This window comes from Janthinobacterium sp. YR213, from assembly GCF_900099875.1.
In the GTDB taxonomy this organism is placed as follows: Bacteria; Pseudomonadota; Gammaproteobacteria; order Burkholderiales; family Burkholderiaceae_D; genus Janthinobacterium; species Janthinobacterium lividum.
On the sequence record NZ_FNDA01000001.1, the window covers coordinates 1,888,580 to 1,904,985 of the forward strand.

General features: G+C 63.9%; 9 protein-coding genes. 3 read left to right on the forward strand and 6 right to left on the reverse strand.

The genetic code is table 11. The features are described from left to right. Positions 1-125 precede the first annotated feature (125 nt). The gene (locus BLT98_RS08335) at positions 126-1,808 is read right to left on the reverse strand and encodes a serine hydrolase (protein WP_092606426.1); all 1,683 of its coding nucleotides are present in this window, start codon (positions 1,806-1,808) and stop codon (positions 126-128) included. 239 nt (positions 1,809-2,047) lie between these two features. Between BLT98_RS08335 and yidD the strand changes: the two genes are divergently transcribed. The 3 genes from yidD to BLT98_RS08350 all read left to right on the forward strand — a co-directional run bounded on the left by yidD (position 2,048) and on the right by BLT98_RS08350 (position 4,008). Next, complete coding sequence (gene yidD / locus BLT98_RS08340; protein WP_092606428.1) at positions 2,048-2,527, forward strand: membrane protein insertion efficiency factor YidD; 480 nt, start codon at positions 2,048-2,050, stop codon at positions 2,525-2,527. Between the two features lie 256 nt (positions 2,528-2,783). Next, positions 2,784-3,725 carry a bestrophin family protein gene (locus BLT98_RS08345; RefSeq protein ID WP_070282379.1) on the forward strand — a complete coding sequence of 314 codons (942 nt, stop codon included), beginning with the start codon at positions 2,784-2,786 and terminating at the stop codon, positions 3,723-3,725. Positions 3,726-3,807: 82 nt separating this feature from the next. Continuing rightward, on the forward strand, positions 3,808-4,008 hold the full coding sequence (locus tag BLT98_RS08350; RefSeq protein ID WP_092606430.1) for a heavy-metal-associated domain-containing protein: 201 nt from the start codon (positions 3,808-3,810) through the stop codon (positions 4,006-4,008). Between the two features lie 46 nt (positions 4,009-4,054). Here BLT98_RS08350 and BLT98_RS08355 read toward each other — a convergent pair whose 3' ends face one another. From BLT98_RS08355 to BLT98_RS08375, 5 genes are all read right to left on the reverse strand, one after another. Continuing rightward, positions 4,055-4,783 (reverse strand): glutathione S-transferase, encoded by a 729-nt coding sequence (locus BLT98_RS08355; RefSeq protein WP_092606432.1) that lies wholly within the window; start codon positions 4,781-4,783, stop codon positions 4,055-4,057. Positions 4,784-4,803: 20 nt separating this feature from the next. Next, positions 4,804-5,223, reverse strand: coding sequence for a Cu(I)-responsive transcriptional regulator (cueR, locus tag BLT98_RS08360; protein WP_092606434.1), 420 nt, complete (start codon positions 5,221-5,223; stop codon positions 4,804-4,806). 2 nt (positions 5,224-5,225) lie between these two features. Then, positions 5,226-7,661, reverse strand: coding sequence for a heavy metal translocating P-type ATPase (locus tag BLT98_RS08365; RefSeq protein WP_092606436.1), 2,436 nt, complete (start codon positions 7,659-7,661; stop codon positions 5,226-5,228). Between the two features lie 104 nt (positions 7,662-7,765). Then, positions 7,766-8,521: a FecR family protein gene (locus BLT98_RS08370; protein ID WP_244517423.1), complete on the reverse strand. Its 756-nt coding sequence runs from the start codon at positions 8,519-8,521 to the stop codon at positions 7,766-7,768. Then, positions 8,490-16,391, reverse strand: a complete 7,902-nt coding sequence (locus tag BLT98_RS08375) for a YDG domain-containing protein (protein ID WP_092606440.1) — start codon at positions 16,389-16,391, stop codon at positions 8,490-8,492. The genes BLT98_RS08370 and BLT98_RS08375 overlap by 32 nt, the downstream gene beginning before the upstream one ends. Positions 16,392-16,406: the final 15 nt, after the last annotated feature.

Below are 16,406 nucleotides of genomic sequence, written 5' to 3' on the forward strand. Positions count from 1 at the left end.
ACTGCTGAAATGATTCCCTTACTTAGCAGGTGCCTTGAGAATGCGAATCGGTCAGGCTGGACACGAAAAAATAATGCCTGCCGGCAGTATCGACTGGCCGGCAGGCATGCGTTGTACTGCGGCGATCAGTTCACGCGTTTGGCCGGCATATCCTGCCCCTCCTGGCGCAGCACCAGTTGTTGCGTCTTGCCATCGGCATCCTTGCTGAAACGCACTTCCGCATCGACTTCATTCGAGAAGAAAGCCGTCTCGCTCATCGGCAGCATGGCCAGCTTGCGGAAACCCGTCACCTGGGCGAAGAATTTATCGCCTTCGCGCGTCACCTCCAGGTAGACCTCGGGCGCCAGCGCATACTTGCCCACGTAGGCATCGAATTGCGCCGTCGTCATGGCGACCACCGTACGCGCCGGCTTGGCGGCGCTGGCGCGTTCGTGCACCGTCTTCGATTCGCCGCCGTCATTGAGGATCAGCTGCGCCTCGCCCTTCGGTCCCCGCTCGAATTCGGCAGTGGTGAGCGTATTTTCAATCAGAAAGCCATTTGGCGAGTACGCCAGCATGCGCTGGGCGGGACGCCCCGTGCGCTGCAGCAGCAAGTTACCCTCGAAGTTGCGGATCGTATAGCCGGCCTTGTCGTTGATGGCGTACACGCCCGCGTACGCATCGAGGATGGCGGGCTTGAGCGTGATGACCTTGATCTCGGGATATGGCCGGCCGACGGCGACAGCAGCCGCCTTGCGCGCCACCACGTCGGGATTGACCAGGCCCGTGTCCGAATTTTCCAGCACGGCCACATAGACTTTTTCCTTCGGCAAACGCATCGCATACGTGGCAAAACCATTGATGCCGCCGCTATGGTGGATGACGGGCGTGTTTTGCCAGGTACCCACCTTCCAGCCCAAGCCGGAACGGGTCGCCTTGCCATCGTTCAGCTTGGCCTGCGTGAACGCCTGCTGCCAGGTGGAAGCCTTGAGCAGCTTGCCGTCGGAGATGGCCGCGTCCCAGCGCGCCAGGTCGTCCACCGTGGACACGAGCGCGCCGGCCGCATACGGCTGCGTCATGCTCAGGGGCAAGTTCGGCACATACGTCTCGCCCGAACGGATATGCCCGGCCGCGCGCTTGGCGGGCCGGCGCTCGTGGCCTTCATAGGCCGTATCGTTCATGCCCAGCGGCACGAAGATCTGCTGTTCCACAAACGTGGCATACGGCTGGCCCGATGCCTTTTCAATGATGGCGCCCAGCAGGAAATAGCCGGAACTGCTGTAACTCCACTGCGTGCCCGGTTCAAAGTCGGGCGGATCGTTCTTGAAGAAATCGATCATCTGCGCGACGCTCAAGTCTTTCGTGCTGTTGGGCACAAATTCCGGCTTCCTTGTGTAGTCGTGGATGCCGGACGTATGCGCGAGCAGCTGTTCGATCGTGACTCTCTTGCCATGCGTCGGATAGTCGGGCAGGAACTTCGTGATGTCATCGGTGATGGCCAGCTTGCCCTGGTCGGCCAGCAGCAGGATGGCGACGGCCGTGAATTGCTTGGAAATGGAACCCAGGCGCAGCGACATGTCAGGCGTCAGCGGCTGGCCATCCTTCACGCTGGCCAGGCCATACGCCTTGCGCAACAAGGGCTGGCCATCCTTGACGACGATGACGACGGCGCCAGGTTCCGTGGCCTTGTAATAGGGAGCGATACTGGCGTCGATTTGCGCGGCCAGCGCTTGCTGCTGCTGGCTCAGGGGCGCCGGCTGGCCAGCCCAGCCGGCTGGCGCTTGCAACAGGATCAACGTGGCGAGGCAGATGCTGGAAACTGTAAACATGCAGATCACTTTCAAAGGAAGGATAAACCAGCTTGACCATGCCCCTGGCGGCGGCTATCGGGATGGGATAATTTTTTTAGACAATATTTCAAATTTGCCCACCCAGCCTAGCAGACGCGTCACGCATAATTCTCTCCATTTATCACCATGATAGTTTGTGCCTGCTGACGCTATTATTTTCGGGATACCTAACGTATGCTCGCACCAGTGACTTGATGGCATAGAAAAAAGGAGCTGGCATTTTCTCATTCGACACTTGCGGCAAACGCCTGGCCCTGTTGGCCATTCGCGCTTACCAGCGCTACCTGTCGCCCTATAAAGGCTATTCCTGCGCCCTCCGCGTGCTGACAGGCCGCGACAGCTGTTCCGCCTATGGCTACAAGGTCATCGCGCGCCACGGCTTGCGTCCGGGACTGGCGCTGTTGCAACGCCGTCTGCGCGCCTGCGGCGAACGCCATCGCCAGCACGGCGCGCTGCAGCCACCGGCACGGCACAGTGCGCGCAGGCAGGCACAGGCGGGGTATTGCGACTGCGATGTGCCCCTGGTCGACTGCGCCTGCGACTGCGCCGACGTGGCAAATGTACTGAACTGCAGTTGGCCGGGTCAGCATAAGCAGACAAGCTGGTTTCGCAATGGCTATACGACAAGCAAGGCATTGAAACAGCAGCAGGCGGCACATCGCAAGAAGATCAGGCAAGGGCAGAACCCGGACAACTGAAATTCACACGAATACTTACAAATGAAATATTCATTCATGAAATGAATAATGCCCATTATCACTGTGAATTGGCTCGAAGCGGGCCTGCGGCCTATACTCATGCCGTCTCCCCTACTTTGCTTCCCATGCACACCCTGCTCAGCCCGCATATATCGCGGGCTTTTTGTTCCCGGCAATTGCCACTCTGTCTTTCCCCTCTTACCGATCACCAGGTGCGCGTTTCCCCGCCAGCCCAGCTCCACACCGGGAGTACAGCATGATCGTGCGCGAGCGTCCTTCGGCGCTACGGCTGTTCCTCGTGGTGCGCGGCTCCGTCCTGCCGCGCATCCGCACCACGCTCATCGTCAATACCCTGATCGCCACCCTCGTCACCTGGTGCCACGGCACCCTGTTCGACCACAAGGTCATCCTCACCACCATCCCATTTACCCTGATCGGCTTGCCACTGGCCATCTTCCTGGGCTTTCGCAACACGGCCGCCTATGACCGCTACTGGGAAGCGCGCAAGCTGTGGGGCGAACTGGTCTTGCGCAGCCGTAATTTCTCGCGCCAGTGCCAGACCATGATACGCAGCGACACGCCGGCCCACGCGAGGCTGGGCCTGGACGATGTGCGCGTGCGCATGATTTACCGTACCATCGCCTTTTGCCATGCACTGCGCCACCAGCTGCGCGACACGCGCGGACCGGACGACTTGCAGCCGCTGCTGCGCCCGGCCGAATGGGAAGCGGCCTGCAAGGCGGCGAACCCGTCCGACTACCTGATGCTGCAGATGGGCCACGACCTGGCCGATTGCATCGCGCAGGGCCGCATCGACAGCATCCTGGCCACGCAGATCGATAACACGGTCTCGGCCATGGTAGCGGCAGGCGCCTCGTGCGAACGCATCCGCAGCACGCCGATTCCCTTCTCGTATTCGCTGCTGCTGCACCGCACGGCCTATCTGTACTGTTTCCTGCTGCCTTTCGGCCTCGTCGATTCGCTCGGTTTCATGACGCCCTTCGTCGTCGCCATCGTCGCCTACACCTTCTTTGGCCTCGATGCGCTGGGCGACGAGATCGAGGAGCCGTTCGGTGAAGACGCCAACGATCTGCCGCTGTCTGCCATGTGCCGCGCCATCGACATCAGCTTGCGCGAATCCGTGCAGGACGAAAACGTGCCGCCGCCCATGCAAGCCGTCGACTTCCTGCTCCATTAAAACGCCACAACGCTTCCGCTTGACCTTCCCACCGGGGCAAGGATTACAGTGGAAGCACTTAATCATTCAAGGAGTGCTTGCCATGTATCAGTTACAAGTTGAAAACATGAGCTGCGGCCATTGCGTCGGCTCGGTCACGAAAGCGGTGCAGGCGATCGATCCTGCGGCACAGGTGCAGATCGACCTGGCCAGCAAGCGCGTCACGGTGGAGTCACCCGCCGAACTGGGCGCCATCAGCGCCGCCATCGTGGAGGCGGGCTACCCCGTCACCAGCGCACAATAACAGCAGAGCAGCACCAGGACAGCCGGCCCTTGCGCCGGCTGTTTTTTTATCCGTCCAGTTCGGGGTAATGGCGGAAGATGCCTTCTTCATTGAAGGCGATTCTGCGCTTCGACTTCAGGTAGCGGGCGATATTCGGCCGCGCCGCCACCGCATCGTGCAGCGCAAACAGGGCTGGATACTGCGGCGCCAGGCGCGCCATGGCTTGCGGAAACGCATAGCGCAGGCCGGCCAGCATCTGGAACAGCGACAGGTCGCCATACGTGAGTCTGGCACCCACCAGGTACTGGCCGCGGCTGCGATTATTCAACAACACTTGCGTGAAATAGGAAAGAAACTTGGGCAAACGTGTTTCGCGGAAATCCGCGCTGCGCAGCATGGCCGCCTGCTGTTGCTCCTCGTAATATTGATTCATCGACAGCGGATGATGCGTGTCGTGCACTTCCGTCAGCCAGTCGGCCATCGTCAGTTGCAGCTGGTTCAGCCACAAACGGCCGCTTTCCGTACGTGGCGCCAGCCCCAGACGCCGGCCCAGGTACAAGAGGATATTCGTGGTCTGGCCGATCAGCACGTCACCATCGCGCAGCACGGGCGGTGCGTAGGCCGCCTGTGGCATGCTGTCGCCATCGAGGCAGGCCAGCATGGCGGGAACGCCTTGCCCCTTGCGTTCAGGCAAACGGGCGATATCGCGGTAGTCGGCGCCCGCCTCTTCCAGGGCCAGCCGGATGAATTCGCCGCGCCCCTGTATCGTGGGCCAGTAATACAGTTCATACGCCATAGCCCCTCCGTTGATTCACATCAATGGCAACATGCTTTCGCGTCCGTGTCACCAGCCAACCCCAGGCTTTGCAGGATAGGGCAATCGGGCTTGTCGTCGCCGTGGCACGATTGCGCCAGGTGGGCCAAGGTATCGCGCATTTCCGTCAGTTCGGCGATGCGCTGATTCAAATCGGCGACGTGGGCCAGGGCGATGCCTTTCACGTCCGCGCTGGCGCGCTGGTCGTTTTGCCACAGCGACAGCAGCTCGCGGATCTGTTCCAGCGAAAAGCCAAGACCCCGCCCGCGCTTGATGAAGCGCAAGGCGTGCAAGTCGTTCGGCGTGTAGATGCGGTAACCGGCGTCGCTGCGCGCGCTGGGTTTTAACAATGCAATACTCTCGTAGTAGCGTATCATTTTTGCCGATACGCCCGTTTCGCTTGCCGCCTGGCCGATATTCATCCTTATTGCTCCTTGGTATGCGTGCCACCTGAATGACTGCGGGCTTTCCAGCGCCGCAGCAACAGGGCATTGCTGATCACGCTGACCGAACTGAAGGCCATCGCCGCGCCCGCCACCATGGGGTTGAGCAGGCCGAAGGCGGCCAGCGGAATGCCGATCAGGTTATAAATGAAGGCCCAGAACAGATTCTGCCGTATCTTGCTGTAGGTGCGGCGCGAGATATCGATGGCGTCCGCCACCAGGGCCGGATCGCCGCGCATCAGGGTGATGCCGGCCGCATGCATGGCCACATCGGTCCCCGTCGACATGGCGATGCCCACGTCGGCGGCCGCCAGCGCCGGCGCATCGTTGATGCCGTCGCCCACCATGGCCACCTTCGCGCCCTCGCCTTTCAGCGCGACAATTTTAGCGGTTTTATCGGCCGGCAGCATTTTCGCCGCCACCGTGTCGATGCCCAGCAGCTTGCCGACGGCGTCGGCGCTGCCCTGGTTATCTCCCGTCAACATCACCGTGCGGATGCCCAGGCTGTGCAGATGGGCAATGGCCGCCTGCGCGTTCGGCTTGACCTGGTCGCTGAAGGCAAACAGGCCCAGCAGTTCCGATCCCGACGCCAGCCACGAAATCGTGTTACCCGTGGCTTCCAGTTCCTGCGCCTGCGCGGCCAGCGGCGTCATGTCCACGTTCAATTCCTGCATCAGCCGCGTGCTACCCAGCTTCAATTCCAGGCCATCGACGTGGGCCGCCAGACCGCGGCCCGGCAAGGCCGACAGGGCCGTGGCTGGCAAGGGGTCGATGTGGCGCGCGGTAGCCGCATCCAGCACGGCCGTCGCCAGGCTGTGCTCGCTACCGCGCTGAATGCTGGCCGCCAGCTGCAGCAGCCGCGCATCCTCGATGCCATGCGCATGCAAGGCCGCCAGCGCCGGTTTTCCCACCGTCAGGGTACCCGTCTTGTCGAACACGACAGTATTGACGGCGTGCGCCACTTCCAGCGCTTCCGCATCCTTGATCAGGATGCCGTAGCGGGCAGCCACGCCCGTGCCGGCCATGATGGCCGTCGGCGTGGCCAGGCCCAGCGCGCATGGACAGGCGATGACCAGCACGGCCACGGCATTGATGATGGCGTTCTCCAGCTCGCCGGTAGCGAGCCACCAGCCCAGCATGGTCAGCAGCGCCAGCACCAGCACCACGGGGACGAAGATGGCGCTGACCTTGTCGACCAGATGCTGGATCGGCGCCTTGGCCGCCTGCGCATCTTCCACCAGGCGGATGATGCGCGAGAGGGTCGTCTCGCCGCCCACGGCTTGCGTGCGCACCAGCAGCAAGCCGTCCGCATTGATGGCGCCGCCCGTGACCTTGTCGCCCACGTGCTTATCGACCGGCAAGCTTTCGCCCGTGATCAGCGATTCGTTGATCTGGCTGGCGCCTTCCACTACCACGCCATCGACGGCTACCCGCTCGCCGGGACGGATGACCACCAGGTCGCCCACTTTCACCTGGTCCACGGGCAAGTCCAGCTCCACACCGTCGCGGCGCACGCGCGCCGATTCCGGACGCAAGACTTGCAGCGCGCGGATGGCGGAGGCCGTCTGGCGCTTGGCGCGGCTTTCCAGCCATTTGCCCAACAGTACCAGGGTGATGACGACGGCCGACGCTTCGAAATACAGGTGCGGCAGCATCTCGCCCGCCGTCAGCCATTGGTAGACGGACAAGCCATACGCGGCGCTCGTACCCAGCGCCACCAGCAAGTCCATGTTGCCGCTACCGGCGCGGGCAGCCTTCCAGCCCGCCTTGTAGAAGCGCGCGCCAAAGTAAAACTGCACGGGCGTGGCCAGCGCGAATTGCAGCCAGCCTGGCAACATCAAATGGATGCCGGCCCACTCGAGCAGCATGGGCAGCATCAAGGGGAAAGCCAGCACGGCCGCGAACGCCACTTTCATGCCGTCGCGGTTCGGTGCGGCAGCGGGCGCGCTGGCCTGGCTGGCGACGGGTACCTTGGCGGCATAGCCGGCCTTGTCGATGGCGGCGATCAGGGTGCCCGCTTCCAGGCCGCCCGTCACCTTGATGCGCGCGCTTTCCGTGGCCAGGTTGACGCTGGCGGCCAGCACGCCTGGCACTTTCAGCAAGGCTTTTTCCACCCTGCCCACGCAAGAGGCGCACGTCATGCCGGCGATGCTCAGGTCGATCTCGCGCTGCGCCACCGTGTAGCCGGCCTTTTCCACTGCCGCCTGCAAGGTGGCCAGGGGAATCGGCGTGCTGGACGTGACTTTGGCCACTTCGGTGGCCAGGTTGACACTGGCCTGGCTCACGCCAGGCACGGCGGCCAGAGCCTTTTCCACGCGGCCCACGCACGAGGCGCAGCTCATGCCTTCGATGGCCAGCGCCTGCGCATGGGCGGCGTCGGGAGGGAAAGCGGCGGGGACGAGTGCACTCTGGTTCATGGCAGATCCTGTACGAAAGATTAACGAATAGGGTCAGGATCTGCTATCCAACGATGGGAAGGTCAAGCCCTATTTGCAAAGTGTGCGGGCTTGTTTACGGATGCTTAACGCACCACGCAGTCGATGGCGGCAGGCTTGCCGCTGTTGGCGCCGGCGCCCGTGCTGGACAGTGGCGTCGAAAACGCCGGCGGCGGCGTAAACGGGATGCCGGGATTGACGGGCAGCATCACGGGCGGCTGCTTGAAGCTGGGCGTAAAACCGAACTGGCCGGCAGCAAAATTTTGCGTCCCGGCAGGATTGGTGACATGAATCAAGCCATCGAGCACCTGCACATACAAGCCCGGCGCCCTCGCCGCCCCGACTGGCGGCGATACCGTTGGCAGCGCCGGTGCCGACGGTGCTACGTAACTGGCAACAAACGTCGTGCCGCGGATGCCGATGGTGGCGGCCGGCGTCTTCATCTCGAAGCGCTCCTTGTTGCGCTTGCCCAGCAGACCCGTGACGGAACGCAAGCCCCCCTTGAGCAAGCTGAAGATGGCATGGTCGCCATCGGGCTGCTCGGCCGTGTAGCTGAATTGTTCGATCACGAAACTGGTATTCGGCTTCAGGGTGATTTCGCTATTGTCGATCAGCTTGATCAAGGCATAGGTCTCCTTTTCCGTCAGCAAGGTATCCCCCTGCTCGACTTCGGACTTGATGGCCAGGATTTTCACCTTGCCATCCGCCTTCTTGGCCATCAGCGGGCCACTCAATTGCATGACGGTACCGGCCACCTGGCCGGCCCAGGCGTGCGCGCCCACGCACATCAGGGCCAGCCACAGCAGGGCCTTAATTGCAGTACATTTTTTTAGTAGGGTCATCGAATTTGTATCCTGTGGGTTTATCTGCAGCATCGGCAACATCCTTGCTGTCCGGCTTCTTGTCGTCCAGCTTGGCTGGCGGCGTGGACGCGAGCGTGTCGTTGGCACGGTCAGCCTGCTTGATGATGCGCAAGGCATCGTCGATGGCCGCACTCGTGGCGGCATCAATCACGGGCTTGTCGATGGTCGTCGCTGGCAGGAAGATGGCGTCCGCCATGCTCAACGTGCCATTCGGCGCCAGCAGAATCACGCCGCTGCGCTGGCGGTTGATGCGCACGCCCGTGTCGCCCGTGATGCTGCCCGTTTTCGCCAGCACGCTCATGCTGGACGCTGCCGGCAAAGCGACGCTTGCCGTGTCCGCGAAGCGCACATGGCCTTCCGCGGTGGCGGCAAAATTGCCACCGCTAACAATCTTCGCATTGCCGCCGACATGGATGTCGCGACCCGCCGTCAAACTGACATGGCGCGCAGCGGCCAACTGCGCGCCATCGCCCAGCAGCACGTCCGTGCTGGCATTGAGGGCGATATCATTGCCCTCGATCTTGCCGTTGACAGTGACGGGGCTGTGCGCCGTCACGCTGACGTTGCCGCCATGCGCATTGATATTGCCAGCCGCGACACCGCCCGTGTTGTCGATGGCGATATTGCCCGCGCCTGTGGTGAGCGTTCCCAGGGTCAAGGTACCCGGCGCCGAGGTATTGTTCAGCGCAATGCCGCCCCCTGCACTATTGCTGGCGGTAAAACTACCCACCTGGTTGCCCGCATTGCCCAGCACGATGCCATCGCGCGCCTGCGCAGCCAGGCTGCTGGCGAGCAGCGCGCCGTCCTGGCCGATGGCGCCGTTCAGGGCGCTCAATTTCACTTCGTTCGCCGCCAGGCTGGCGAAACGCAAGTTGCCATTGGCTTGCGTGATGGCCAGCTGGCCGGCGAGCCGGATGGCGCCGGCCGCCTGGCTGAAGCTGTTTGCGACAAGCAAGTTGCCGTTGCCGCTCAGCAGCCCGCCGCCTTGCGCATAGCGGTCCGCCGACAGGCTGCCGTTCAGCAGCAAGCTGCCGCCGTTGATTTCCAGGCCGGCCAGGCCGCTCAGCACGGAGAGGTCCAGCGCGCTTTCCCCCAAGGTCAGGCTGCCGCCCGTCAACAGCAAGCCCGTCGCCGAGTTCAGGTTTTTCAGGATGGTGCTGCCGGCCGCCGCGCTGTAGGTAACGATGCCCTTGCTGTTGCTGAAGTCGACGGCCAGCACGTTCGCGCCTTCCGGCACCACGCCGCCATCCCAGTTGGCGGCATCGCTCCACAAGCCGCTGCCGACCCAGGTGGACAATTGTTTTTGCGCAATCGATGCCTGCGCCGTGCCGCCCGTCGTCTCCAGGGTGTAGTTGCCCGCATCGGCGCCCGCCAGGCGGAAACCGCTGGCCGTCACCAGCTTGCCCGCGCCCGCATTCTTGTCGGCAAAGCTGCCGCTACCGCCCACCACGCTGACCACATCCTGGCCCAGCACGCCGTTCGCCGACGCGCTGACCGCCGCGGACGTGGTTCCGTCATACACCTTGCCGGCGGCGCTCACTCCTGCCAGGGTCAGGCTGGCCGGTGTAATGCTGGCCAGCAAGCCCGTCGGCAAGACGATAAAGTAATTGCCTGCATCGGCGCCCGTCAGCGCCGCGCCGCTGAGCTGCACGGCCTTGGCCGCGCCCACGTTCTTGTCCGCAAAGCTGGCTACCGCCGAGGCCGTCAAACTGTCGCCAGCGATACGGTCATCGCCCAAACTCAGCTGCGCACCCGTCGTGCCGTCGTAGACCTTGCTGCCCACCACGCCGGACAGGTTCAGGGCGCGCGCCGCGATGTCGGCCGTGGTGCTGCCGGTGCTCGCACCCAGCACATAGTTGCCGGCGTCGCCGCCGCTCAACGCCACGTTGCTGACATTGACGGCCTTGCCGGTACCCGCATTCCTGTTGCCAAACGCGGCGCTGCCGCTCACGCTCAAGGCATCGCCCTGGATGCGGTCATCGCCAAAGTGCACCTGCGCGCCCGTCGTGCCGTCATACGTCTTGTTGACGCCATTAAAACTCACGTTCAGGGTGCGCGCCGCGATGTCGGCCGTGGTGCTGCCTGCATTGCTGCCCAGCACATAGTTGCCAGCATCGCCGCCACTCAAGGCCACATCCGTGACATTGACGGCCTTGCCCGCACCCGCGTTCTTGTTGCCAAACGCGGCATTGCCAGCCACCGTCAGGGCATCGCCCTGGATGCGGTCGTCGCCGAAATTCACTTGCGCGCCCGTCGTGCCGTCATACGTCTTGTTGACGCCATTGAAGCTCACGTTCAAGGTGCGCGCCGCGATGTCGGCCGTCGTGCTACCCACATTGCTGCCCAGCACATAGTTGCCCGCATCGCCGCCGCTCAACGCCACATCCGTGACATTGACGGCCTTGCCGGTACCCGCGTTCTTGTTGCCGAACGCGGCATTGCCCGCCACCGTCAGGGTATCGCCCTGGATGCGGTCGTCGCCAAAGTGCACTTGCGCGCCCGTCGTGCCGTCATACGTCTTGTTGACGCCATTGAAGCTCACGTTCAGGGTGCGCGCCGTGATGTCGGCCGTGGTACTGCCCGCATTTCCATTCAGCACATAGTTGCCCGCATCGGCGCCCGTCAGCTGGCCCGTCGCCACCTGATAATCGACCACCTTGCCAGTGCCCACATGCTTGTCGCGGAAGCTGCCCTGCAAGCCGGTCATGCTGACCTGATCGCCCGTCACAAGGCCCTCGAAGTAGCCGTTCAGGCCAGCTTGCAAAGTGCCGTCATAGACGCGGCTTTGCGCGCCCGTGACGCCATAGTTCAGTACGCGCGCCGTGATGTCCGCCGTCGTGCTGCCCGCATTTCCATTCAGCACGTAGTTGCCCGCATCGGCGCCCGTCAGCTGGCCCGTCGCCACCTGGTAATCGACCACCTTGCCAGTACCGACATGCTTGTCGCGGAAGCTGCCCTGCAAGCCGGTCATGCTGACCTGATCGCCCGTCACCAGGCCCTCGAAGTAGCCGTTCAGGGCCGCCTGCAAGGTGCCGTCGTAGACGCGGCTTTGCGCGCCTGTGACGCCATAGTTCAGCACGCGCGCCGTGATGTCGGCCGTGGTGCTGCCCGCATTTCCATTCAGCACGTAGTTGCCCGCGTCGGCGCCCGTCAGCTGGCCCGTCGCCACCTGGTAATCGACCAATTTTCCGGTGCCGACGTGCTTGTCGCGGAAGCTGCCCTGCAAGCCGGTCATGCTGACCTGGTCGCCCGTCACCAGGCCCTCGAAGTAGCCGTTCAGGCCAGCTTGCAAGGTGCCGTCGTAGACGCGGCTTTGCGCGCCCGTGACGCCATAGTTCAGCACGCGCGCCGTGATGTCGGCCGTCGTGCTGCCCGCATTTCCATTCAGCACGTAGTTGCCCGCATCGGCGCCCGTCAGCTGGCCCGTCGCCACCTGATAATCGACCACCTTGCCGGTGCCCACATGCTTGTCGCGGAAGCTGCCCTGCAAGCCGGCCATGCTGACCTGATCGCCCGTCACAAGGCCTTCGAAGTAGCCGTTCAGGCCAGCTTGCAAAGTGCCGTCGTAGACGCGGCTTTGCGCGCCCGTGACGCCATAGTTCAGCACGCGCGCGCTGATGTCCGCCGTGCCGTCCGCCGTGGTCGCGGCCAGGCTGTAGTTGCCCAGTTCATTGCCGCCCAGGGCCAGGCCGCTGGCATGCACGGCCTTGCCGTTGCCCGCATTCTTGTCGAGGAAGGCGGCGCTGCCACTGATGCTGATGTTGTCGCCCGCCACCACATTGCCCAGCACGAAATTGGCGCCGTCGTAACCCAGGGTGCCGTCATAGATCTTGCCATTGCCGCCGATGCTCACCGTCAGCGCGCGCGGCGTGATGGCGAAAGTCGTCGTGCCGCCCAGGCTGATGTCGTACTTGGTCGACCACAGGCCTGTCGCTGCATAGCTGCCCACATTGCGCGCGTTGCTGCCGTAGCCGAGGCTGCCATTTACGCCCGTGTCGCCGTCGATCAATCCCACATAGCCGATCGAACCGAGGAAGGCGGCCAACTGGCCATCGTAGACCTTGCCCGCAGCATTGCCAGAAAGATTCACTTGCAGCGGTTTCAGGAAAGCCTTCAGCATCGGCGTCGTGTAGCCATCGTAGATGCGCCACACGCTGCTGAAATTGTAGTCGTTGAACATGCCCTGCTGCTTCATCTGCGCCGTGCTGCGTCCGCTGGAACCACCGCCATCCATCAGCACCAGCGATGTTTCATAATTAAAAAAACCATAGCTGAACGGGGAACCGGAAGACACGCGGCCGGCTACCGCGCCTACTGCCGCATAGCCGCTGCCAGTCACGGCGCCACTGCTGAAGACATGGCTGACGCTGCCCGTGCTTTCGCCGACCAGCCCGCCCATGTTTTCCCAGGCGAGGATGGGATCGGCAACGCCGGCCCGGCCCACGGCACCGCTGGCATACGCATCATCGATGCTGCCGCCGTTCAGGCCCACCAGGCCGCCGATGCTGCGCGCGCCAGTGACATTCCCGGTGGCATAAGACTGGCTCAGCGCGCCCTGGTTATTGCCAACCAGGCCGCCGATCATTTCACGCGCGCCCGTCACCACGCCGGTGGCGTACGAGGTCGTGATGCTGGCGCCGGACGCATTCAATCCCGCCAGGCCGCCGATGGCGCCGCCGCCATCGGCATTGATGCCGGTGACGGCGCCGCTGCTGGCGGACAGCGTGATGGCGCCCCCGTTGCTGCCCACCAGGCCGCCAACATTGCGCTGGCCGCTGACGGCCATGCTGCTGTTCACGCCATCGATGTTGCCGCTGACGACCTCGCCCGCCAGCGCGCCCACATTGGCCGTACCGGTGACGCTGCCGCCGCTCAGGGTCAGGTTGCGCAAGGTGCCGCCCTGGACGGTGCCAAACAGGCCTGCCGCCGAACCGGACGCCAGGCTGCGGTCGATTTTCAAGTTACTGAGAGTAAATCCGGCGCCATCGAACACGCCGGAAAAACCGCTGCCGCTGCCGGCGATCGGCACAAAACCCTGGCCATCGTTCCAGTTCGTGGTGCCGCTGGCGTCGATATTGCCCGCCAGGCGATAGCTGTTGCCAAGGCCGAGGCTGCCGATGCCTTGCAAGCCATGGATATCGGCGATCAGATAGGGCGAGGACGATCCGCCGTCGCCGCCTGCCGCGCGCAGGAAGCTCCCCTGCGCGATGCTGAAACCGCGCGCGGAAAACGCGGGCAGGCTGGCGCTGTTCTGCACCCAGCGGCCGCCATCGAGCACGAAGTCGCCGCCCACGCTGACGGCGCCGCTCGCGCTGATGTTATTGCCGGAAGCCAGGGTCAAGCCCTTGGCCACGCTGAGGGGGCCGTTCAGGTTGATATTGCCGCCCGTGCGCAGCACAAGCTGGTTCAACTCGCCTTGCGACGCCAGGTCCATCGCGCCCACGAGATTGACGACGCCGGCAAAACTGTCGCCGCCCACCTGCACGGTGCCGGCGCTGATGGTCTTCAATTCCGCTTCGCTCAAACCCAGGCTGCCGGCATTGTCCGCCGCGCCCGTGCCCAGGGTGATGGCGCCCACGCTGGAACGGCGGTTCAGGCTGACGGTGCCACCCGCCGTGGCCGCTATCGATTGCGCGCCGCCGCCCAGGCTCATATTGTCGGCAACCAGATTGACCGCGCCGGCGGACAAGCCGCCGCCACTGGCGAGCGACAGCAAGCCGCCGGCCGTGGCGGTGATACTACTGCCGTCCTGGCGCAGCGCCAGCGTGTTCGAGACGAGCACATTGCCGCCGCTTTCGAGCACCAGGTTTTTCACGCCGCCGTCCGCCGCGACCGTTGCCAGGTCGATCGCCTGCTCCACCGTCAGGTCGCCGCCTGCAGCGCTGCCGATATGCACGCTGCCGGCGGCGATGCGGTTCAGTTCGGCGTTTGTCAGGCGCAGGCCGCTGCCGGGCTTGTCACCCAGCGCGATCTGCCGTCCCGCGCTGAACGCTTGCAGGGTCACCCCGGCATTGCCGGCGGCGCCGCCAACATTGATGGCGCCGTTGATGCTGATGTTGTCCGCCTCCAGCAGCACCGTCTGACCGGTGACGCCACTGCCCAGCAGTTGATCGCCGCTGCCCGTCAGGTCGATGGATCCACCGGCGACATTCGCGCGCAAGGTCAAATTGCCGTTGCCGACATTGACGGAGCCGACGCCGAAAGTGACGCCGGCGCCGGACAACCGTACATCGCCATTGCCGCTGCCGAGCGCCGCGTTCAGATTCACATTCGAGCCGGCGCCATAGGCCATGCCAGCGGCCGCATCATTGGCCGACAGCGTGATATGGCCGCCATTGGTGGTGATGGGCGCATTGACATTGATGATCTCGCCCGCCTGCGCCGTCAAGCCCACGCCTTGCTGCGCGATGTTGATGGCGCTGTTGAAATTGATGCGGTGCAGGGCCTGCAGCGTGACGTTGCTGCTGGCGCCGGAAATGAGGTCGGCGCCGATGCTGGCGTTGCCGGTGGCAGGAGAGTCGGCGAATTGATCGAAGGAACTCAACTGGCCGCCCGAACCAGCGACCACGGTGATATCGTAAGGATCGAGCAGCCAGTTGCCCCGCTTGCCATGCGCCGCGCTGGTATTGACGCGGATGCCATCGACGGCCAGGTAATGGCCGGATGTTTCCACGAAGCCCCCGTCGCCGCCCTGCGCGCCGCCGCGCGCGGAAATGCTGCCGTGTACCTGGGCCGATTCATTGCCCCAGGCGATGACCTTGCCGCCGTTGCCGCCATGGACGGCATCGGCATTGACGCTGGCGTCCTTGCCGACGAGCACCTGCCGCGCATTCTGCACGGCCGCGTTCTTGCCCTGGTAGTCGCCGCCCAGCAAGACCGTGCCGCCGCCCGTGGCGCCGCTGGCGTCGATTGCCGCATTGCCCAGCAAACCCACCTGCTCGCCCAGCACCTGGATGTCTCCCCCCTTGCCCACCGCGCCAGTGGCGCTGGTGACGCTGCCCGCCTCCAGCAATGCCTTGCCGCTGGCCTTGAGCACGATCCTGCCATTCTCGCCGACGACGGCGCTGTTGGCGTTGAGCACGCCGCGCTGGCTGACCAGCGCGCCGGCCATGCCGATGCTGCCGCCCTGGGCAATGATCTGGCCCAGGTTCAGGGCCTGGTCCGCTGGTGCCGAGACCAGCACGCGCAATTGCGGATTGCCGGGGTCGGCCAGTTGCACGCTGCGTCCGGCCGCCAGGATCACTTCGCCATTTGGCGCCGTGATGATGCCCGTGTTTTCCACGTTCGGCGCGATCAGCAGCACTTGCCCGCCCTTGCCCGCCTGGATCAGGCCCGCATTGCTGACACCGCCGGCCACGCCGCCGGCCGTGAACTGGCGCTTGCCGGCCAGGAAATCCTCGTTCGTCATGCCCAGGCTGGACGCCACCAGCCCGTTCACGTCCACTTTCGCGCCCTGGCCAAAGACGATGCCGTTCGGGTTGATCAGGAAGACCTTGCCGTTCGATTCGAGCGCGCCCAGGATCTTGCTGGGGTCTTGTCCCGTGATGCGGTTGAGTACGGCGCTATTGCCGTTCTGCTGGATGAAACGCGTGATTTCGCCCGCATGGATGGAAAAGCTCTGCCAGTTGATGATGGTGTTGGGCGTGTTCGTGATCGAGAAGATGTTGCCCTGCTGGTTGAACGTCGCCTGTCCGTTGACCACCTGCGGCAAGGCGGGGTTGGCCTGCGTCGCGCCGAAACAGCCGGCCAGCAGCAGCGCCAGCGCCGTGCGGCGCAGGGGCAGCGCAAAGGGTGACGAAAAGGATGGCGTCAGGATGAAAACGGAGGGGTGCTGGACATGGTTGTGCATGGTGTTCATCCTGAT